Origin of the sequence: Pseudomonas xanthosomatis (assembly GCF_019139835.1) — a bacterium.
In the GTDB taxonomy this organism is placed as follows: domain Bacteria; phylum Pseudomonadota; class Gammaproteobacteria; order Pseudomonadales; family Pseudomonadaceae; genus Aquipseudomonas; species Aquipseudomonas fakonensis.
This window is the reverse complement of record NZ_CP077075.1, coordinates 4,445,563-4,466,189: the sequence shown is the minus strand read 5'-3', so window position 1 is coordinate 4,466,189 and position 20,627 is coordinate 4,445,563. Positions and strand designations below refer to the sequence as shown.

At 62.9% G+C, this 20,627-nt stretch carries 15 protein-coding genes and 3 pseudogenes; 10 read left to right on the top strand and 8 right to left on the bottom strand.

The window, feature by feature from the left end; genetic code table 11:
- Positions 1–146 precede the first annotated feature (146 nt).
- Positions 147–449 carry a helix-turn-helix domain-containing protein gene (locus KSS93_RS26570; protein ID WP_225917216.1) on the bottom strand — a complete coding sequence of 101 codons (303 nt, stop codon included), beginning with the start codon at positions 447–449 and terminating at the stop codon, positions 147–149.
- Positions 450–952: 503 nt separating this feature from the next.
- On the opposite strand from KSS93_RS26570, the gene KSS93_RS19680 reads away from it, so the two are divergent.
- Positions 953–1,207 (top strand): hypothetical protein, encoded by a 255-nt coding sequence (locus tag KSS93_RS19680; RefSeq protein ID WP_217885600.1) that lies wholly within the window; start codon positions 953–955, stop codon positions 1,205–1,207.
- A 27-nt stretch (positions 1,208–1,234) separates the two neighbouring features.
- On the opposite strand, the pseudogene KSS93_RS19675 reads toward KSS93_RS19680, so the two are convergent.
- A pseudogene (locus tag KSS93_RS19675) lies at positions 1,235–1,354 on the bottom strand (IS5/IS1182 family transposase); the annotation flags it as partial.
- 92 nt (positions 1,355–1,446) lie between these two features.
- Here KSS93_RS19675 and KSS93_RS19670 point away from each other — a divergent pair.
- Positions 1,447–2,300 (top strand): IS5 family transposase gene (locus KSS93_RS19670; RefSeq protein ID WP_217885599.1). Its coding sequence is split into 2 segments (ribosomal slippage): positions 1,447–1,788 and positions 1,791–2,300, totalling 852 coding nucleotides; the frame shifts between segments, so codons are not numbered across the junction.
- Here the strand turns inward: KSS93_RS19670 and KSS93_RS26565 are convergent.
- Positions 2,300–2,540: pseudogene (locus KSS93_RS26565) on the bottom strand (transposase); the annotation flags it as partial. The gene KSS93_RS19670 and the pseudogene KSS93_RS26565 sit on opposite strands and share 1 nt — an antisense overlap.
- Positions 2,541–2,982: 442 nt before the next feature.
- Here KSS93_RS26565 and KSS93_RS19660 point away from each other — a divergent pair.
- Both KSS93_RS19660 and KSS93_RS19655 read left to right on the top strand, forming a co-directional pair.
- Positions 2,983–4,188 (top strand): ISL3 family transposase, encoded by a 1,206-nt coding sequence (locus KSS93_RS19660; RefSeq protein WP_217885597.1) that lies wholly within the window; start codon positions 2,983–2,985, stop codon positions 4,186–4,188.
- A gap of 183 nt (positions 4,189–4,371) precedes the next feature.
- Complete coding sequence (locus tag KSS93_RS19655; protein ID WP_217885596.1) at positions 4,372–8,499, top strand: NEL-type E3 ubiquitin ligase domain-containing protein; 4,128 nt, start codon at positions 4,372–4,374, stop codon at positions 8,497–8,499.
- A 152-nt stretch (positions 8,500–8,651) separates the two neighbouring features.
- Here KSS93_RS19655 and KSS93_RS19650 read toward each other — a convergent pair.
- From KSS93_RS19650 to dkgB, 3 genes and pseudogenes are all read right to left on the bottom strand, one after another.
- Positions 8,652–9,116: pseudogene (locus KSS93_RS19650) on the bottom strand (nuclear transport factor 2 family protein).
- 209 nt (positions 9,117–9,325) lie between these two features.
- Positions 9,326–10,504 (bottom strand): MFS transporter, encoded by a 1,179-nt coding sequence (locus tag KSS93_RS19645; RefSeq protein ID WP_217885595.1) that lies wholly within the window; start codon positions 10,502–10,504, stop codon positions 9,326–9,328.
- 246 nt (positions 10,505–10,750) lie between these two features.
- Positions 10,751–11,554 (bottom strand): 2,5-didehydrogluconate reductase DkgB, encoded by an 804-nt coding sequence (gene dkgB / locus KSS93_RS19640; RefSeq protein ID WP_217885594.1) that lies wholly within the window; start codon positions 11,552–11,554, stop codon positions 10,751–10,753.
- A 293-nt stretch (positions 11,555–11,847) separates the two neighbouring features.
- Between dkgB and KSS93_RS19635 the strand changes: the two genes are divergently transcribed.
- The 6 genes from KSS93_RS19635 (at position 11,848) to KSS93_RS19610 (ending at position 18,566) form a co-directional block, all read left to right on the top strand.
- Positions 11,848–13,209, top strand: a complete 1,362-nt coding sequence (locus tag KSS93_RS19635; protein ID WP_217885593.1) for a UDP-glucose dehydrogenase family protein — start codon at positions 11,848–11,850, stop codon at positions 13,207–13,209.
- Positions 13,210–13,257: 48 nt separating this feature from the next.
- Positions 13,258–14,097: a UTP--glucose-1-phosphate uridylyltransferase GalU gene (gene galU, locus KSS93_RS19630; protein ID WP_012273146.1), complete on the top strand. Its 840-nt coding sequence runs from the start codon at positions 13,258–13,260 to the stop codon at positions 14,095–14,097.
- Between the two features lie 178 nt (positions 14,098–14,275).
- The gene (gene gorA / locus KSS93_RS19625) at positions 14,276–15,631 is read left to right on the top strand and encodes a glutathione-disulfide reductase (RefSeq protein WP_217885592.1); all 1,356 of its coding nucleotides are present in this window, start codon (positions 14,276–14,278) and stop codon (positions 15,629–15,631) included.
- 314 nt (positions 15,632–15,945) lie between these two features.
- Complete coding sequence (gene ahpC / locus KSS93_RS19620; protein WP_004375926.1) at positions 15,946–16,509, top strand: alkyl hydroperoxide reductase subunit C; 564 nt, start codon at positions 15,946–15,948, stop codon at positions 16,507–16,509.
- A 125-nt stretch (positions 16,510–16,634) separates the two neighbouring features.
- A complete protein-coding gene (gene ahpF / locus KSS93_RS19615) occupies positions 16,635–18,212 on the top strand; it encodes an alkyl hydroperoxide reductase subunit F (protein WP_217885591.1) in 1,578 nt (525 codons plus the stop codon).
- Between the two features lie 168 nt (positions 18,213–18,380).
- Positions 18,381–18,566 (top strand): hypothetical protein, encoded by a 186-nt coding sequence (locus KSS93_RS19610; protein WP_217885590.1) that lies wholly within the window; start codon positions 18,381–18,383, stop codon positions 18,564–18,566.
- A gap of 7 nt (positions 18,567–18,573) precedes the next feature.
- Here the strand turns inward: KSS93_RS19610 and KSS93_RS19605 are convergent, their stop codons facing one another.
- On the bottom strand, positions 18,574–19,221 hold the full coding sequence (locus KSS93_RS19605) for a YceH family protein (RefSeq protein ID WP_217885589.1): 648 nt from the start codon (positions 19,219–19,221) through the stop codon (positions 18,574–18,576).
- A gap of 119 nt (positions 19,222–19,340) precedes the next feature.
- On the bottom strand, positions 19,341–20,552 hold the full coding sequence (sstT, locus tag KSS93_RS19600; protein ID WP_217885588.1) for a serine/threonine transporter SstT: 1,212 nt from the start codon (positions 20,550–20,552) through the stop codon (positions 19,341–19,343).
- Positions 20,553–20,627: the final 75 nt, after the last annotated feature.

Genomic DNA, 20,627 nt, shown 5'->3' with positions numbered 1-20,627 from the left:
AGGGAGGCTTTGAAACAGTTGAGAAGCGCTCAACGTGATCTCACAAATTTGACCATGCCTCGATCCTGAGTGGAAGCAGTGAGCTGTTTAAGGATCTAGTCAGGTGAATGCTTGAAAGCCTCCGCTATTGCGAAGGATTCCAGGAGTCATGCCGACAACCTCTTGAGGGCCCGTGCCATGTGGCTCTGATCGAAGAAGCCACTTGCGCAGGCCGCCTCGGTCAGGCTAGCTCCGGTACGTAGTAGCTTTTGCACATGCGCGATGCGTCTTTGAATCTGATAGCTGTGGGGTGTAACACCACAGTGCTTCTTGAAGACGCGAATGAGGTATAGCGGCTCGAGGTTGACTAACGTGGCCAAGGTCTCCAAGGGAATGTGCTGGTCGAAATCATCTTCCAGCTTGTATTTTATGCGAGTTACCGCCTGCTGCTCTGATGGCAGGATTGACAATGCGGGAAGCTCCGCTGACTTCAAACACTTGGCACACCAGCTCCAGCAGGACTGATTCGCGCTGAGCGCTACTTGAAAAGATGGATGTGGTCGCTGGCCACACGGTCCCGGAACACTGCTCGGTTCACCCTGGCCGGATCAAGGTAAAGCCTCCGGTACATCCAGCTATTGTTGTGGCCGGGCAGGCCGTGATTGATTTCGCCAGGCGAAATTGTGACAAGACTGCCCACTATAGCCGCCTCAGCAGAAAACTTTTCAACCCCGCCGGTTATCACCCCCGATGGCATAGCGGTCTCGCGAATGCCGACCGAATGATTGATATAGCTCGCATATAAGCCTTTGCGGAAAAGTAATATAGGGCACGACTGGAATTTTTCAGAAGTTCGATTAATATACTTCGGTATATAAGAATAAAGTGTTAGTGCGTTTTATTGATTGAGTGCTGCTCCTGAAGACACGCGTGCTATCGGTCGGTGGTGCGGTGGACAAAAGGATTGTCAGTTATGTCGATCCAGGCCCAAATTTCCCCCATTGCTGAAGGTGTTACTTCTGTCGCCCCTATTTCTATTCCCGAAAACGGAATACTGACACTTTCCCAAGGCAGCCATGTTGTTCTGGATATATCGCCAGAAAATGTGACGGGGTATTCAAAAAGTGGTGCTGACCTAAGGATTCTCCGATCAAGTTGCTTTTCAGCCGGAAATGGGCGGCTTAGGGATGCCGAAAAGCCCGATTTTCAGCGGCTGATTATCGGATAACCAAGGCAAAGCCTTGGTTATCCGCCCTCACGGGTGTACCTCTCCCGCAGCAGTCAATAATTGCCGGCGCACCATCCACAGATTCGACAGAGCAAACAGCGTGGTCAGTTGCGCCGTGTTCTTGGCCAAGCCTCGAAAACGCGTCTTAGGTTTTGTACGAAAACCTTTGAAACTCCGTGAAAACCGCTGGAGCCCTGATTTTCCGTAGAGTTCTCGCCTTTTAAGCGAAGGACTCTGCTATGCCCAAGCGATACGAACTTTCTGACGAACACTGGGACATAGTCGCTGACCTCTTTGCTACAAGTCAGCGTACCGGACGTCCAAGAGTTGATGACCGCTTGATGCTCAACGGCGTGTTGTGGGTGCTGTGCTCCGGCGCAGCCTGGCGGGATATGCCTGAGCGATTCGGCCCTTGGTCGACGGTTTATCAGCGATTTCGAGACTGGCGAAATCAGGGCACCTTCGGTCAAATGCTCAAACGCCTACATGTCAAACTCAACGCTGAAGGCCTGATTGATCTAGACACGTGGTGTATTAACTCAACGGCAGTGAAAGCAACCCGGGCCTCATCTGGAGCAGGCAAAAAAGGGGGGCAGAAGAACCAGCGGACCACGCACTCGGTAGAAGTCGGGGCGGACTAACTACGAAAATTCATATGGTTTGTGATGCCCGAGGTGTGCCATTGCACTTCACCCTTTCTGGCGGGCAAGCCAGTGACATTTCCTATGCCCAGCCTTTGCTCGATGGCGTTTACCTCCCAACCAAAGGAGGCCGGCCGCGCAAGCGATGTCGCAAATTGCTGGCCGACAAAGGCTACGACTCAGATGCTTTGCGCCGGTACTGCGACCGCTATCACATGCAGCCAGTGATTCCTTTCCGAGCCATGAAACGCAAGCCGAAGCCAGGTTTGCCGCGCCTGCTCGACAGACCAAAGTACAAAGAGCGAAACGTTATCGAGCGGCTGTTTGGGTGGCTGAAGGAACACCGCCGCTTGGGAACCCGATACTGCAAGCTCGCCCAAAGCTACTCCGCAATGGTCACGCTGGCTTGCTGGCGGCGGTGTCTGCGACATTACTTTTCGTACAAAGCCTAGAGAATCTGGTTGAGCGCGTGCTGATTTCGACAATCCCGAAATCGTTGGTAAATGGTGGGCCGAGGGCCATATCGCTCAAGCATGTCTCGCGAGGTCGCGCCCGAGCATAGCACCCAGACCATGCAGTTAAGCATCAACCGGTCATCGGCATGTGGGCGTCCCGTGCGGCGTAGTGCGTTAGAGGAGGTCCGCGACCAGTTCCCAGTCGGAGTCGGAGATTTCGTGTCGCTGCTTGGGCACGAGAGCTACGCGCTGAAAAGGCCTGAGCTCTACGGAAAATCAGAAGCGCCGGGATGTTGCCGGAATTTCAAAGGTTTTCGTACAGAGCCTAGCGGATACACGTCAATTTCAATGTACAAGGGCTCATCGATCTGGATACTTGGTGCATTGACTCGATGGTGGCATTGTGCTGCTTGAGAACATTAAAAAATGAGTCCAGAATCAAGGCTATCCCTAGCTCAGGGATTACTGATAAGCCTTAATTTTCAATGGCTCGGAAGGCGATGCGAGTCTCGTTTCCCGCTCCAAATTCGATCCTCGGTGCGTCGCCAGGATCAAAGAAAGAGGCCGAAAGGCCTCTTTTTTTAGGTTCTTCACGGAATCCCGGGAAAGACAGAAACAAGAACGCCGGTTTGATGGATGATGTTCGTGCGAGCAAACACATCTACAAACCGGCGTTCTTGTGCACGATATTAATACGTTTCTGCCCTTCTGGGAGGGCTTTTCTGTCACTGCGATCAGGCCTGATGGCGATGACCTGCTGATCGACCTGATTCCGCAGCCCACCCGATTCCCCACTTGCAGCGGCTGTCATCAGCCCAGCACCACCATCCACGAATACTGCCAGCGCTCAATCCGTGACCTACCCATTCTTGGCCGTGCAGTGCGGTTGAATGTTGAACTGCGGCGCGTCGGGTGCAGGGCATGCGGCAAGCGAATGGAGTCAGTCCGTTGGCTTGACCGCTATTCGCGGATGACCAAGCGCTTGGCCGAGGCGGTGATCCAGTCTTGCCAAAGACTGCCCACCCTGCACGTCGCCGAGCTGTTTGGTTTGCATTGGGACAGCGTGCGCTTACTGGAGCGACGGGCGCTACAACACGCACTGGAAAATCTACCGAAGGCCCAGCCCAGGCGCTTGGTGATGGATGAGTTCGCTCTGTTCAAAGGGCATCGCTATGCCAGCGTGGTTCTGGATGCTGATACCCGCCGGGTGCTGTGGATTGGCGAGGGGCGTAGCCGAGCTGCTGTCAGACCCTTTTTTGAAGAGCTGGGGCCGGAGGGCTGTGCACGGATCGAAGCAGTGGCAATGGACATGAACACCGCATTTGACCTGGAGGTACGCCAACATTGCCCGCAGGCACGCGTGGTCTATGACCTGTTTCATGTGGTCGCTAAGTATGGGCGAGAGGTAATTGACCGGGTGCGGGTCGATGAGGCCAACCGCTTGCGCCATGACAAACCCGCCCGCAAGGTGATCAAGCAAGCGCGGTGGCTCCTGCTGCGTAATCCAGAAAATCTCAAGCGAGAAGATCAGCAGGTACATCTGCAGGATCTGCTAGCAGCTAACCAATCGCTGATGACGGTTTATCTGATGAAGGCAGAGCTCAAAGCCCTGTGGTCACCCACCACCGCCTGGGGCTGGCGATCAGCCTGGAAGCAGTGGCTACGCCTAGCTGATGAAAGCGCGATACCGGCATTGAAGCAGTTCGCTAAACGCCTGAAGGGATACTGGCGCGGCATCCTGAGTAGGGTGCGGTGGCCGATGCACACGGGTCAGTTGGAAGGTATCAACAACCGGATCAAGGTGATCAAGCGGATGGCTTACGGCTACCGGGACAGCGAGTTCTTTTTCATGAAGATCAAGAATGACTTTCCCGGCAATCCGTGAAGAACCTTTTTTTATGCCTGCAATTCAGTGGCCACGGTGCTGGCCCATGTACTTGGCTCGCTGTTGATGACCTTTGCCGGGTTCGCCCTAGTGCGCTGGCTGGATCAAGCAGCAGTAACTACCACCTGGCCATGGCCACGGCCCGCTTGACTGTCGCTCCCGCCATTCAGACAGGAGCCAGCCATGGCAACCTCCACAGCCTTCCCCGAAACTTCCATCGACCATTTCATTGCGCGGCAGTTGCCCGCCTGGCTGGTCAGCGCGACTGAGCAGCAACGTGCCGCGCTGCAGGCAGCGTTGCTCGCTCAGGAGCGTGCCCAGGCTAATGTCCGCCGGGTGCTGCAGGCGGTTACGCCGCCGGAGGAATTTGCCGCGCCGCTGCTGGCAGAAGCCTTGCGCGGTGCCACCCAGCGCAAGCTGGACGTGCGCCGCAGCCGCTTGCGCAAGGTCAGGTTGTTGCCCTATCCGCCAGTCTATCCGGGCGGGCCGGTACGGCGCTACGAGCCCTTCGTGACGGACCAGCACCTGCTGGTTGCGGCGATGCACAACTTCATGCCTGGCGAGGCGTTCTCGCCACCGAGCGCACTGTACGACGAAAAGGGCACTCGCCTTGCCTTGAGCCCGGCAGGCTTCATCGAGCTGTGCCGCACGCTGGATCTGGGTAGCCAATATCAACGCTATCTGGCATCTGTGTTGAGCGTCGGTGACGGCGTCGAGCAACAACTGGCAAAGGCGTATCGGGCCAACTTCGAGGCTGCCGCACACCTTGAAAGCCTGCGCGGTTCGCTGCGTGAGCAAGCCTTCAAGCGCCTGAGCCGGCTGTTCGAAAACGCCCCGGCAACCAACGATGCCACCACCCTGGTGCCCCATGACCTGCGCTTGCTGGGCAAGCCTCTGGTCGGTGTGCTCGCCGTGGAGGTCAGGGCCGCGGGCAAGCCCGAAGGGGTGCTGACATGGATACCCGACGACCTGGTCAGCCCCTTTAACTGGCACCCGTCCTGGTCGTCGCTCTATACCGCCCTTGCCGGTCGCCTGGCTGACAAGGGCTACCAGGCGTTTTTTCAGCGTTTTTTGCGCGAGCGTGACCGCCTTGACTTCGCCAGGCGCCTTCAGGGCTTGCTGGCAAAGGGGCCGGTTGCGACTCCGGTCAAACTGGACGGTCGGCATGTCGCTGTCGCAGGCGAGCTGTTTGGCCACCTGGCCAAAGCGCATGTCGACAAATTGCTGGATGACGCCCGGGTGCTGGTGGTGCCCACTGGCGATGAAGACCGTGCGGCCCGCGACCTGCGCTTGCGCGGGTACTCCGAGGCCGGCCTGACGTTGCTCGGCCTGGCTTCGCTTTTCGTGCCGGCGCTGGGCGTGGTGATGCTGGGGGTGACCGCCGCACAGGTGGTTGGGGACATCTACGAAGGCTATGAGGCGTGGCAGCAGGGCGACCGCGAGGCGGCACTGGGGCATGCCTTCGATGTCGCCGGGATCGTTGCCAGCGGGCTGGTGCTGGCGGGTGCCAGCGAGGGGGTTGGCCGGTTGCTGCCGCGCCGTGCCTTCGTCGATGCCCTGACCCCGCGCGTCGGGGCATCGGCTGCGTTCAGGCTGGCTAAGCAGCCGCTACTGGCCGAGCAACAAGGCCTTGGCCGGTTGCTGCGGGCACTGGGCGGGGCAATGTCCACGGTCAGCGACGAAGAAGCGACGCCGCTGTTGCAGGCCACAGGCTATTCGCAAGACCAGTTGCGCAGGCTGTTGCTCGAAGAGGCACAGGCTCCGGCCTTGCTGGAAGATGCCCTGGCGCGCCAGCGGCTGCGTCAGCGCCAGCCCACGCTTGGGCATGAGGCCCTGCACGCGCAGTTGCTGGCAGATGGGCCGCTACCCGACGCTGCCGCGCAGGTTGTGCTGCGTGACTTTCCCGGGTTGAGCCGGCGCGGTGCCCGCGAGCTTGTCGAGCAGGCCTGCGATGTGCAGCGCGACACCTTGCTTGAGCAGCAGCGGGTGCCGTTGGCGTTGGCCGAGCGGGCGCGCTGGTTGCTGCGTGACGGCCGGCTGAACCGCGCCTGTGCCGGTTTGCGTGAGGCGGGCCCGGTTGCTGAAGACAGCGAACGCCTGGCTTTGGCCATGCTCGATGAGCTGGCGCCCTGGCCCGAAGGCACGGGCCTTGAGATTCGCGAGGGTAGTGCGCAGGGTACGCTGGCGGCACGGGCGGGGAATGAGCAGGTCGGGCACCCCCGGCTGATCGTGCGCGGTGGCCAGGGGTATACCTGCCTGGACGGTGACGGTGAGCGGTTGCCGGCGTCGACGCCGAGCGACAGCCTCGTGCAAGCCCTTGGGCACTGGCTCACACCTGCGCAGCAGGCCCGGCTCGGGCCTGCTGCCGCCGACCACCTGGCCGAGCGCTTGGCCAGCCAGGCTGCCGGGCAGCGCGAACAGGCCGCCCGGGCGATCGGCCTGGCACCGGCGGGTATAGGCCTGCGCCCACCGGTACGCCTGGGTGACGGTCGCCTGGGCTACCCGTTGAGCGGCCGTGGAGAAAGCAGTCACCAGGCGCTATTGAGGGGGTTGCATGAGGTCTACCCGACGCTGACCGTGGAGCAGAGGGAGGCCTACCTCAATGCCCAGCTCGAGCAGGGTATCGGGCTGTGGGATCATGTGCGCACCCTGCAAACGCAGCTCACTGCGTTGAATGAAGCGCTGACCCGTTGGAAGCAGGAAACCACCGCCTTTTCCCGCTTGCTCAGCCGGCAACGGGTCGCCAGGGACATTCGCCGCTGCTGGCGGCGCAAGGCCGCCAGCTATGGTGCCATCGAGCATCGCCTGACCCTTGACGGTGCACGGGTCGGTAGCCTGCCTGCCTTGCCTGCCGGATTGCGCTTTCAGCACATTATCGAGTTGACGTTGCGTGACATGGCCCTGGACGCAATCAGCCCTGAATTTTTCCAGCATTTCCCCAACCTGCGCGTTCTCAACTTGCGGCATAACCGGCTAGGCCGCTTCCCTGAGGGCCTGGAGCAGTTGACTCAGTTGCAGGACCTGCGCCTGGGCGACAACCGTATCGTGCTGGATGCCGCAGGCCAGGGGCGACTCGACCAATTGGGCGGGTTGCAGCGCCTCGACCTGGGGCACAACCCGCTGGGGCTGCGCCCGGACTTTGCCAGGTTGCGCCGGTTAAGCTACTTCAGCTTGCGCGCCTGTGCGCTGGACGAGGTGCCGCCAGAAGCCCTGCATCTGCCCCTGCTGGAGCGTGGCGACCTGCGGGACAACCAGATCCAGCACCTTGAGCCAACGCAGCTTGCCGAACTCCGGCTGCGCCTCCCGCGTCTGGCCCTGCATGACAACCCCCTGGCCCCGCAGAGCGCCGAGCGTCTTGCCGCTGCGCTGCCAGCCAGCGAAGCGGCTGCCGGCCATGCGCATGTGGTGGATGACGATGCCACCCTGCAACGCTTGCTCGGTGGACTGCTCGACCGGCGCCGAGCCAGCCACCGTGCCAGTTGGCAGAGCCTGCGTCAGGCACCGGGTGGGGATGACTTCTTCCGCTTTCTCGGTAATTTGGCCCAGTCCGTGGAATTTCGTCAGGCCCCGGGTGCCTGGCGCGACCGGGTCTGGCAGGTGATCGAATGCTGCGAACAGAACGAACAGATCCGCGAGGCCGTGTTTCAGCAGGCCGCCGGGCCGGGCAGTTGCGCCGATCACGTGCTGCTGGTGTTCAGTGCCCTGGAATCGCGCACCCGGGTGATCCGGCGCACGGCCGGGCTGTCGGGCGCGGCGCTGGAGCGCGAGCTGCTGCTCGAGGGGCGCGGGCTGTACCGCCTTGACCACGTGCAGCGCCTGGCCAGCAAGCACTATCAGCAGGCCGAACAGGCCTGGCTCGCCGGGCAGGCCAGAGCGCCCGGGCAGTTCACTGCACCGGACGACGTGGAGATCTTCCTCGCTTACCGCATCAACCTGGCCGAACGGCTGGGCCTGCCTGACCAGCCCGCAAGTATGCGTTACGCCCATGCCAGCGGGGTCACCAAGGCGCATGTCGATGCCGCCCGCCGGCTGGTACTGGAAGAAGAGACGCCACAGGCGTTGGTGGACTCCCTGCAGGGGCGCGACTTTTGGCTGGAGTATCTGCGTGAACGCTTCGCTGAACGCTTCGAGCACCTTGACCGGCCTTTTCACCAGCAACTGGATGTGCTCTATGACAATGCAACCAACCTTCAGGACGAAGCCTACGTGCGGGCCGGCGAGGCCATAGCCCAGGCGCGTGGCGCTGTCCACGCAGGGTTGCTGCGAACACTCAGCGAAGAAGCCGTTGCCCGGCACGCAGGCCATATGTAGCGTACCCAGGGCAGTTGCCGGAGGTGCCCTGTGCCTGTGGGAGCGGGCTTGCCACGCGAATCGGCTCAGCCGGTGACATCTTTCGCGGGGCAAGCCCGCTCCCACGCGTTGAGTCAGGCGGTTGCTAGCCTGCACCAGCGCTGTCCTGCGCTTCAGAAACCGAACGTGCTCAAACCGGGATGATCGTCGGGGCGGCGCCCCAGCGGCCAGCGGAACTTGCGTTCTGCTTCGCTGATGGGCATTTCGTTGATGCTGGCGTGGCGCTCGCGCATCAGGCCGTCCTCGGCGAACTCCCAGTTCTCGTTGCCGTAGGCGCGGTACCACTGGCCACTGTCGTCGCGGTATTCGTAGGCGTAGCGCACGGCGATACGGTTACCGGCGAAGGCTCACAGTTCCTTGATCAGGCGGTACTCGTGTTCGCGGTTCCACTTGCGCACCAGAAACGCCTGGGCTTCGTCGCGGTTGCGGCAGAAGTCCACACGGTTGCGCCAGCGGGTATCGAGGGTGTAGGCCAGGGCGACCTTGGCCGGGTCGCGGCTGTTCCAGCCGTCTTCGGCCAGGCGCACTTTCTCGATGGCGGTTTCATGGGTGAAGGGGGGCAGCGGTGGGCGGGACATGGGCGGGCTCCTGTGGGCTGTTCACTGTTGGCCCGGTGAAGCGTAGCCCTGTGGTCGGGTAGAGGGAATGCTCCTTGCCAGCACTTGATAGTTTCGCCAGGCGAAATGATGCTCCCCTGTAGACGGCTTGCCGGCGATGAGGCCGGGCCTGCAAGATGCGCTCGGGCTGCAGGCCCTATCGCCGGCAAGCCGGCCCTACAGGGGGCGGGTCAAACGCTGCTGGCCACGTGTTTGGCCACCTTGCCACGCCCGCCCAGCCACACCAGCAACAGCCCGGCCGCCGCCAGCACGCCACCGGCCATCGGTACTGCGCCATAGCCCAGGTCCAGGCTGATCACCGCGCCACCCGATGCTGCGCCCAGGGCATTGCCCAGGTTGAACGCACCGACGTTGATCGACGAGGCAAGCCCCGGCGCCTCGATGGCGGCGGTCATCACCCGCATCTGCAGCGGCGGTACCACGGCAAAGGTGAACATGCCCCACACCAGCAGGGCGATGGCCGCACCGATATGGCTGCCCAGTACCAGCGGCATCAGCAGCATGATCAGCGCCAGCACGCCGAGGAAGATCCGCGCTGCGCCATCCAGCGACCAGTCTGCCAGCTTGCCACCCAGGCTGTTGCCCAGGGTGAAGCCCACCCCGATCAGCACCAGGCCCAGGGTGACGAAGGCGTCGGAAGCGCCGGTCAGTTCGGCCAGCACCGGGGCCACGTAGGTGTACAGGGTGAACATGGCGCCGGCACCCAGCACCGTGGTGGCCATGGCCAGCAGCACGCTGGGGCGGGCGATTACCGCCAGTTCCTTGCGCACATGGGGCACCTGGCCGCGTTCACCCTTGGGCAGGGCCAGCCACAGCGCGGCGATGGCCAGCAGGCCGAGCACTGCAGTGCCGGCAAACGCCATGCGCCAGCCAACCTGCTGGCCCAGCCAGGTGGCGGCCGGCACGCCGCCGATGTTGGCGATGGTCAGGCCCATGAACATGGTGGCCACGGCGCTGGCCTGCTTGTCTTTGGGCACCACGCTGGCCGCCACCACCGCGCCCAGGCCGAAGAAGGCGCCGTGGTTGAGGCTGGTGATCAGGCGTGAGGCCAGCAGGGTGTAGTAGTCCGGCGCCAGGGCCGAGAGCAGGTTGCCGACGGTGAAGATTCCCATCAGCATCATCAGCGCCGCACGCTTGCCGAAGCGGCTGAACAGCAAGGTCATGATCGGCGCGCCGACCATCACGCCGATGGCGTAGGCGGTAATCAGCATGCCCGCGCTGGGGATGCTGGCATCGACGCCTTCGGCGATCACCGGCAAAAGGCCCATGGGGGTGAATTCGGTGGTGCCGATGCCGAAGGCGCCGATGGCCAGGGCGAACAGAACCCGTTTGGGGGAAAGCGTGCTCATCGGGAACTCCGCGGTGCAAATGTCATTAAAGGTGAAGGCAGGCATACAAACGCCGCGCATCTTGTGTAGGAGCGGCTTTAGCCGCGAAGCAGGCAGCGCGGTGGCTGGCACCGGCTTTGCCGGTGTTCGCGGGCAAGCCCGCTCCCACAGGGGCCGCGGCGGGTTCGTGCCCAGTTCTCTGCGCGACAGCGCAGCCCGCAGGGCTGGGTAATCTCCTACAGAGAGGTTGTGGCGCCTTGCGAGAGGTCAGTCCCAGGCCGGCGCCAGGCCGTCCGGGCTGACTTCACGGCCATTGCGCTCCAGCCCCTCGATACGCGCCATGTCGTCGGCATCCAGGCGCAGGCTTTGAGCAAGCAGGTTGCTGGCCAGGTTCTCGCGTTTGGTCGACGAGGGAATCACCGCATAACCCAGCTGCATGGCCCAGGCCAACGCCACCTGGGCGACAGTCGCCTTGTGCTTGGCAGCGATTTCGGCCAGCACCGGGTCCTTGAGCACCTTGCCGTAGGCCAGGGTCATGTACGAGGTCACGGTGATGCCTTGTTCCTGCAGGAATGCCGCCAGCTTGCGGTTTTGCAGGTACGGGCTGAGCTCGACCTGGTTGGTGGCGATCTCGCCTTTGCCAACCACTTCGATGGCCTGGCGGGTCAGCTCGATATTGAAATTGGACACGCCGATCTGGCGGGTCAGGCCGAGTTGTTTGGCCTCTGCCAGCGCGGTCATGTATTCGCGCAACTCGACACCATTGCCCGGGGCCGGCCAGTGGATCAGCAGCAGGTCGACATATTCGGTGCGCAGCTTGGCCAGGCTCTCGCGCAGGCTGGGGATGAGCTTGTCGGCCGCGTAGTTGTCGACCCAGATCTTGGTGGTGATGAACAGCTCGTTGCGCGGTACGCCGCTTTCGGCGATGGCCTGGCCGACTTCGGCTTCGTTTTTGTAGATCTGCGCGGTGTCGATGACGCGGTAGCCCAGATCCAGCGCGGCCTTGACCGAGTCGATGACGGTTTGGCCGGTCAGGCGGAAGGTGCCCAGGCCGAAGGATGGAATGCTCATGGATATGCTCCTGGTCAGTGAAGATGCCGGGACAGTGTGGCCCGTGTTCAAGCGAATAACCGGCAGTGTGCGGCTTTTGCCTGGCGGGATTAAGGCATAGGCAGGCCAAGGTCCTTTGACTTGAAATCACGAATGGTGTTGCGGGCCGTGATCGAACAAAGGGCAATGGCCCTGTGGGAGCGAGCTTGCCCCGCGATAGCCGTCACCACCGTCATCTGCCTGCCCCACACCCGTCACCATGCTGCAACGCCAGCCCGCTGCAATGGCCGCAACATCTAGCCAGGAGCGTGGCCATGGAACTGTGTGTGATCGGGGCAGGGTACGTGGGGTTGGTCACGGCGGCCTGTTTTGCCGAAATGGGTAACCGCGTGGTCTGCCTGGAGCGTGACCAGGCGCGCCTGGCTCAGTTGCGCGAGGGCCACTGCCCGATCTACGAGCCCGGCCTGCAGGCCCTGTTGCAGGAGGGCCTGCACAGTGGCCAGCTGTCGTTCACCGACCAATGGCACCCGGCCCTGGCCAAAGCCGAGGTGGTGTTCATCGCTGTCGGCACGCCAAGCCTTGAGGACGGTTCGGCCGACCTTCAGCATGTGCTGGCGGTGGCCGACAGCCTGGGCCGCCATCTCCCACGCGCCTGCCTGGTGGTGAACAAGTCGACGGTGCCGGTGGGCAGTGCCGAGCGGGTTGCCCGCCACATCGCTGCCGGCCTGCGCGAGCGCGGTGCGCGCTTTGCCGTGGAGGTGGCGAGCAACCCCGAGTTTCTCAAGGAAGGCAGTGCCATCGAGGACTTTCTGCGCCCTGACCGGATCATCATCGGCCACGACAGCGAACAGGCCGGGCAGCGCCTGCAACGGCTGTATGCACCGTTCGTGCGCAACCGCGAGCGCATTCTGCTGATGACCCCGCGTGCTGCCGAGTTCACCAAGTACGCGGCCAATGCCTTTTTGGCCACCAAGATCTCCTTCGTCAACGAACTGGCCGGCCTGTGTGCTCACCTGGGGGTAGACATCGAGCAAGTACGCCACGGCATCGGCAGCGACAAACGTATCGGCAGCCATTTCATCTACGCAGGCTGCGGCTACGGCGGCTCGTGCTTCCCCAAGGATGTGCGGGCGCTGGTGCATTGCGCCGAGCAACAGGGCTTCGAGCCGAGCATCCTCAAGGCAGTACAGGCGCGTAATGCCGAGCAGAAGACCCTGTTGTTCCAGGCCTTGCAGCAGCATTTTGGCGGGTTCATGCGCGGACGCCAGGTGGCGCTGTGGGGGCTGGCGTTCAAGCCGGGCACCGACGATTTGCGCGAAGCGCCCAGCCTTGTGCTGCTCGAGGCCTTGCTGGCGGCCGGGGTGCGGGTGCGGGCCTGCGACCCGGCGGCGTGGGCGGGGGTGGCGGCACGTTACCCGCAGGCGCTTGCCAGTGGCCAACTGCAACTGGGCGAGGACCCCTACGCCTGCGTCGAAGGGGCCGACGCACTGGTGCTGGTGACAGAATGGAAGCAGTTCCGCCAGCCCGATTTTCGCCGTGTACGCGGCCTGATGCGCATGCCGGTGCTGTTCGACGGGCGCAATATTTACGATCCGTCGGAACTAACTACACTGGGATATCTCTATCATGGCATCGGCCGGCCGAGGGCGGGGCATTGTAAGCTGACCGCCGCCTGATTAGACTGCGCCGAAATTCGTACGCAAAGCCCTTCGTTAAGGACGTATATGATCAAGAAATGCTTGTTCCCGGCAGCCGGTTACGGCACCCGCTTCCTGCCCGCTACCAAAGCCATGCCCAAGGAAATGCTGCCGGTGGTCAACAAGCCACTGATCCAGTATGGCGTTGAAGAGGCACTGGACGCCGGCCTGAACGAGATCTCCATCGTCACCGGCCGCGGCAAGCGCGCCCTGGAAGACCACTTCGACATCAGCTACGAGCTGGAAAACCAGATCAAGGGCACCGACAAGGAAAAATACCTGGTCGGCATCCGTCGCCTGCTGGACGAGTGCTCGTTCTCCTACACCCGCCAGACCGAAATGAAAGGCCTGGGCCACGCCATCCTCACCGGCCGCCCGCTGATCGGCGACGAGCCGTTCGCGGTGGTGCTGGCCGACGACCTGTGCGTCAACCTTGAAGGTGACGGCGTGCTGGCGCAAATGGTCGCGCTGTACAAAAAGTATCGCTGCTCGATCGTCGCCATTCAGGAAGTCGACCCGCAGGAAACCAACAAGTACGGCGTCATCGCCGGTGAAGAGATCAAGGACGGCATCTTCCGTGTCGACTCCATGGTCGAAAAACCAAAACCCGAAGACGCCCCGTCCAACCTGGCGATCATCGGCCGCTACATCCTCACCCCGGATATCTTCGAGAAGATCGAACAGACCGAGCCGGGCAAGGGTGGCGAGATCCAGATCACCGACGCGCTGATGAAACAGGCTGCCGAAGGCAACGTGATTGCCTACAAGTTCAAGGGCAAGCGTTTTGACTGCGGTGGCGCCGAAGGCTACATCGAGGCGACCAACTTCTGCTTCGAGAACTTCTACAAGGCTGGCAAGGCTTACTAAGCTGCGGCAGCGTTGAACCGGGGCCGCTCTGCGGCCCATCGCGGGCAAGCCCGCTCCTACAGGATTACGCGGTCCCTGTGGGAGCGGGCTTGCCCGCGATGGGCTGCAGGGCGGCCCCAATGCTTTTGGCGGGGCGCCAACGGCGCTATGCTGGGCGCCTGCCCAGGAGACTCATTGCATGGCTTACGATTTTGATCTGTTCGTGATTGGCGCCGGTTCCGGCGGTGTTCGCGCGGCGCGCTTCGCCGCAGGCTTTGGCGCCAAGGTGGCGGTGGCCGAAAGCCGCTACCTGGGGGGCACCTGCGTCAACGTCGGCTGCGTACCAAAAAAATTGCTGGTGTACGGCGCCCACGTCGCCGACGAACTGGAGCAGGCCGCAGGCTTCGGCTGGACCCTCGAAGAAGGCCACTTCGACTGGGGCACCCTGATTGCCAACAAGAACCGCGAGATCGAGCGCCTCAACGGCATCTACCGCAACCTGCTGGTCAACAGCGGCGTGACCCTGCTGCAGGGCCACGCGCGCATCACCGGCGCAAACGAGGTGGAGGTCGAGGGCCAGCGCTATAGCGCCGCCAACATCCTCATCGCCACCGGCGGCTGGCCGCAGGTGCCGGACATCCCCGGCAAGGAGCTGGCCATCACCTCTAACGAGGCGTTCTACCTCAAAGACCTGCCGCGCCGGGTGCTGGTGGTCGGTGGTGGCTACATCGCCGTGGAGTTTGCCGGCATCTTCCAGGGCCTGGGCGCCGACACCAGCTTGCTGTACCGCGGCGACCTGTTCCTGCGCGGCTTCGACGGTTCGGTGCGCACCCACCTCAAAGAAGAGCTGGAAAAACGCGGCCTGAACCTTGAGTTCAATGCCGACATCCAACGTATCGACAAGCTTGACGACGGCAGCCTCAAGGCCACCCTCAAGGATGGCCGCGAGCTGGTCGCCGACTGCGTGTTCTACGCCACCGGCCGCCGGCCGATGCTGGACAACCTGGGCCTTGAGAACACCGGCGTGGAGCTGGATGAGCGAGGCTACATCCGCGTGGACGAGCATTACCAGACCACCGCGCCGTCGATTCTGGCCATCGGCGATGTGATCGGCCGCGTGCAACTGACCCCCGTGGCCCTGGCCGAAGGCATGGCCGTGGCCCGGCGCCTGTTCAAGCCCGAGCAATACCGCCCGGTGGACTACCAGAACATCCCCACCGCGGTGTTCAGCCAGCCGCCGATCGGCACCGTTGGCTTGACCGAAGAGCAGGCGCTGGCTGCCGGGCACAAGGTGCAGATCTTCGAAAGCCGCTTCCGCGCCATGAAGCTGACCCTGACCGACATCCAGGAGAAGACCCTGATGAAGCTGGTGGTGGACGCCGATACCGACAAGGTGCTGGGCTGCCACATGGTCGGCCCGGATGCCGGCGAGATCGTCCAGGGCCTGGGTATTGCGCTCAAGGCCGGGGCAACCAAGCAGCAGTTCGACGAAACCATCGGCGTGCACCCGACTGCCGCCGAAGAGTTCGTGACCATGCGTACGGTGACCCGCTAGCGCCTGGCACCGGCTTCGCCGGTGTTTGCGGCTGAAGCCGCTCCTACATGGCACGCGTAGCCTTCAAGCCTGCGCTGTACCTGAGGGAGCCGGCTTGCCGGCGATGAGGCCGGCACAGGCGGCACAAGGCCGTTGCCCCCACATACCGATACACCCCGCGCAATCCTTTGCTCAGCCCGATCCCTTCTATTAATAAACCCGCCTTATAGCCAAAACCAATCAGCAGCATGAGCTTTGCCAATGAGCCTTTATCGGGAGCAGTCGGTAGGATTCACTCCATCAACTGATTCCAACCCCATGAAGGAGCGTCTCTCATGCCAATCATCAACAGCCAGGTCAAACCGTTCAACGCCACCGCCTACCACAAGGGCGAGTTCGTTCAGGTCAGCGAAGCCGACCTGAAAGGCAAGTGGTCCGTCGTGTTCTTCTACCCGGCCGACTTCACCTTCGTCTGCCCGACCGAACTGGGCGACCTGGCCGACAACTACGCCGAGTTCCAGAAGCTGGGCGTCGAGATCTACGGCGTGTCCACCGACACCCACTTCACCCACAAAGCCTGGCACGACACCTCGGACACCATCGGCAAGATCCAGTACCCGCTGATCGGTGACCCGACCCACGTCATCTCGCGCAACTTCGACGTGCTGATCGAAGAAGCCGGCCTGGCCGATCGCGGTACCTTCGTGATCAACCCTGAAGGTCAGATCAAGATCGTCGAACTGAACGACGGTGGTGTAGGCCGCGATGCTGCCGAGCTGCTGCGCAAGGTCAAAGCTGCCCAGTACGTTGCTGCCCACCCAGGCGAAGTGTGCCCGGCCAAGTGGAAAGAAGGCGAAGCCACTCTGGCTCCATCGCTGGACCTGGTCGGCAAGATCTAAGGTCATGCGTCAATCGCGGGCGGTGAGCAGCCGCCAAAGCTGAAGTACTTACCGCCCCGTAAAAGCGCCCGGGCGACCTCGCCTGGGCGTTTTTGTATCCGAGTTTTGAAAAAGGAATCGCCCGTATGTTGGACGCCACGCTTAAATCGCAACTGAAAACCTACCTGGAGCGGGTCACCCAGCCGATCGAGATCGTTGCCTCCCTCGACGACGGCGCGAAGTCCCGCGAATTGCACGACCTGCTGGTGGAAATTGCCGGCCTGTCGAACCTCATTACCTTCAGCGCGGACGGCAGCGATGCCCGTCGTCCTTCGTTCTCGCTGAGCCGCCCGGGGGCTGCCCTTGATGGCAAAAGCATCAGCCTGCGCTTTGCCGGCATCCCCATGGGCCACGAATTCACCTCCCTGGTGCTGGCGCTGCTGCAAGTCGGCGGCCACCCGTCCAAGGCCAGTACTGAGGTGATCGAGCAGATCCAGGCGCTGGAAGGCGAGTTCAACTTCGAAACCTACTTCTCGCTGTCGTGCCAGAACTGCCCGGACGTGGTCCAGGCGCTGAACCTGATGGCGGTGCTAAACCCCAATGTGCGCCACGTGGCCATTGACGGTGCGCTGTTCCAGGACGAAGTGGAAAGCCGCAAGGTCATGGCGGTGCCGAGCATTTACCTGAACGGCGAAGTGTTCGGCCAGGGCCGCATGGGCCTTGAAGAGATTCTCGGCAAGATCGACACCAATGCCGGCGCCCGCCAGGCCGAGAAGATCAACGCCAAGGACGCCTTCGACGTGCTGGTGGTCGGTGGTGGCCCAGCCGGTGCTGCGGCAGCTATCTATGCAGCGCGCAAAGGCATCCGCACCGGTGTTGCCGCCGAGCGTTTCGGCGGCCAGGTGCTCGATACCCTGGCCATCGAGAACTTCATCTCGGTGCAGGAAACCGAAGGGCCGAAGCTGGCCACGGCGCTGGAAGAGCACGTCAAGCAGTACGACGTCGACATCATGAACCTGCAGCGCGGCGAAGCGCTGATCCCGGCCACCGACGGCGGCCTGCACGAAGTGCGTCTGGCCGGCGGTGCCTCGCTCAAGGCCAAGACCGTGATCCTGGCCACCGGCGCCCGCTGGCGCGAAATGAACGTGCCCGGCGAGCAGGAGTACCGTGCCCGCGGCGTGGCCTACTGCCCGCACTGCGACGGCCCGCTGTTCAAGGGCAAGCGCGTGGCGGTGATCGGCGGCGGTAACTCGGGCGTTGAAGCGGCCATCGACCTGGCCGGCATCGTCGCCCAAGTGACCCTGATCGAGTTCGACAGCCAGTTGCGTGCCGACGCCGTGCTGCAACGCAAGCTGCACAGCCTGCCGAACGTCAAGGTGATCACCAGTGCGCTGACCACCGAGGTGGTGGGCAATGGCGAGAAGGTCACCGGCCTGCGCTACAAGGACCGCAGCACTGAGCAGGTCCACGACCTGGCGCTGGAAGGCATCTTCGTGCAGATCGGCCTGCTGCCGAACACCGACTGGCTCAAGGGTACCGTCGAGCTGTCCCCACGTGGCGAGATCATCGTCGACGCCAAGGGCCAGACCAGCATCCCCGGCGTGTTTGCCGCCGGTGACGTGACCACGGTGCCGTACAAGCAGATCGTCATTGCAGTAGGTGAGGGCGCCAAGGCATCGCTGGCGGCGTTCGACCACCTGATCCGGACTTCGGCGCCGGCGTAAGTTTCGCTGGCCTCTTCGCGGGCAAGCCCGCTCCCACAGGTACATCACAGGTTTTGAAATCTGTGACATGCCTGTGGGAGCGGGCTTGCCCGCGAATGCGTTGCAACTGGCGAAACGCAACCTGAAGGGTGTCTATGATTACGCCATCCACCCTCGGAAATCACACCCATGACCCTGATCAGCCGCGAACCCTGGTGGCTCGTGCCACCCAAGCCCGGGCAGAAAGAGCAGGACCTGCACTGGGGCTACCTGGAAATCTACGCCGACGGCCGTACCGTGTTCGTCGACCAGCGCCCCAGCGACCGGGAGCTGGCCGAACGCAAGAGCTGCCGCAACTTCCCCGACAGCGAATGACCCAGGCTTAGCTTTCGAGCTGCGCCAGGCGTGCCTCCAGCGCGGCAACCCGCGCTTCCAGCGCCTCGATGCGCTCCTCTGATGCCGCACCGGCAGCCCCGCGCGCGCCCCCTTCGTGCTGGCGCGCGGCCAGAATCGCCTCGATTTCAGCCGGGTCGCCCAGGGCATGGGTGTAGCGGTCTTCGCGCTGGCCGGCCTGGCGCGGCAGGTGCAGGGCCAGGCCGCGGGAGATCAGGCGCTCCAGCTGGTGCTGGATCTGCTCGGTGTCGTCGAAGTCGTGCAGGCGGTTGCTGCGGCTCAGCAGTTCGTTCAGCGTCTGCGGGCCGCGCAGGAACATCAACCCCATCAGTACCAGCTGCGCCGGCACCAGCTCCAGGCCCTTGTCCACGCGCTGCTCCCAACGGTCGGCGCGGCTGCCCATCTGCAGGCGGGTCATGTCCTGCCCTTCGAGGGCGCGCAGGGCCTGGCCGACCTGGCCGGGGGAGAGGTTCATCACCGGCTCCCGGCTGGTCTTCTGGTTACACGCCAGCACCAGGGCATTGAGGGTCAGGGGGTAGGTTTCCGGGCTGGTGGCCTGCTTCTCGATCAGCGAACCGAGCACGCGAATCTCGACGCTGCTGAAACGGCCTTCGCCGGTGTTTTGGTGTTCTGACATGGCCCTGTCTCGTTGCGAGGAAAAGGCCACTAGCCTAGGTAAAGCGCCATCGCGGGGCAAGCCCGCTCCTACAGGTCATGCGTGCCTCTGCAGGAGCCGGCTTGCCGGCGATAGGGCCTTCAGGCGCTACGCTGCTGCATCCCGCCACAGGCCGCTGCGGTAAACAACACATCGGTGGACGAGTTAAGCGCCGTCTCTGCCGAGTCCTGCAGCACGCCAATGATGAAGCCCACTGCCACCACCTGCATGGCGATTTCGCTGGGGATGCCGAACAGGCTGCAGGCCAGCGGAATCAGCAACAGCGAACCACCGGCCACGCCCGAGGCGCCGCAGGCGCAGATCGATGCCACCACGCTCAGCAGCACGGCGGTGGGGATGTCCACCGGGATGCCCAGGGTGTGCACGGCCGCCAGGGTCAGCACGGTGATGGTGATCGACGCACCGGCCATGTTGATGGTCGCCCCCAGCGGGATCGACACCGAGTAGGTGTCTTCATGCAGGCCGAGCTTTTCGGCCAAGGCCAGGTTGACCGGGATGTTGGCCGCCGAGCTGCGGGTGAAGAACGCGGTGATGCCGCTTTCGCGCAGGCACAGCAGGGTCAGCGGGTAGGGGTTGCGGCGGGTTTTGCAGAATACGATCAGCGGGTTCATCACCAAGGCGACGAACAGCATGCAGCCGATCAGCACGCCCAGCAGGTGCAGGTAGCCCAGCAGCGCGTCGAGCCCGGATTGCGCCAGGGTGGAACTGACCAGGCCGAAGATGCCCAGCGGGGCGAAGCGGATGACCACGCGCACGATCAGGGTGACGCCGTTGGACAGGTCCTCGACCACCGTACGGGTGGTGTCGTTGGCATGGCGCAGGGCGATGCCCAGGCCGATGGCCCAGGTCAGCACGCCAATGAAGTTGGCGTTGAGCAGGGCGTTGATCGGGTTGTCGACCGCGCTCAGCAGCAGGTTCTGCATCACTTCGGCGATACCGCCCGGTGCGCTGAGCGAGGCGTCGCTGGTGCTGAGCGCCAGCGTCGAAGGGAACAGCATGCTGGCGACCACAGCCACCACCGCCGCGCCGAAGGTGCCAAGCAGGTACAGCCAGAGGATCGGGCGGATGTGGGTTTCCTGGCCGTGGCGGTGGTTGGCGATGGAGGCCATTACCAGGATGAACACCAGTATCGGCGCCACGGCCTTCAGGGCGCTGACGAAGACCTTGCCGAGGAAGGCCAGGTCGCGGGCCAGGGCCGGGGCGAGCAGGGCGAGGGCAATACCGGCCAGCAGGCCGATGCAGATTTGCGTCACCAGGCCGGTGCGGCCGATGAGGCGGAGGATGGGGGACATGGGCGGGACGACTCTGTTACGTGAAAGGGCGCGACTTTAGCACATCCGGCGTGGGCCCTGATCGCGGGGCAAGCC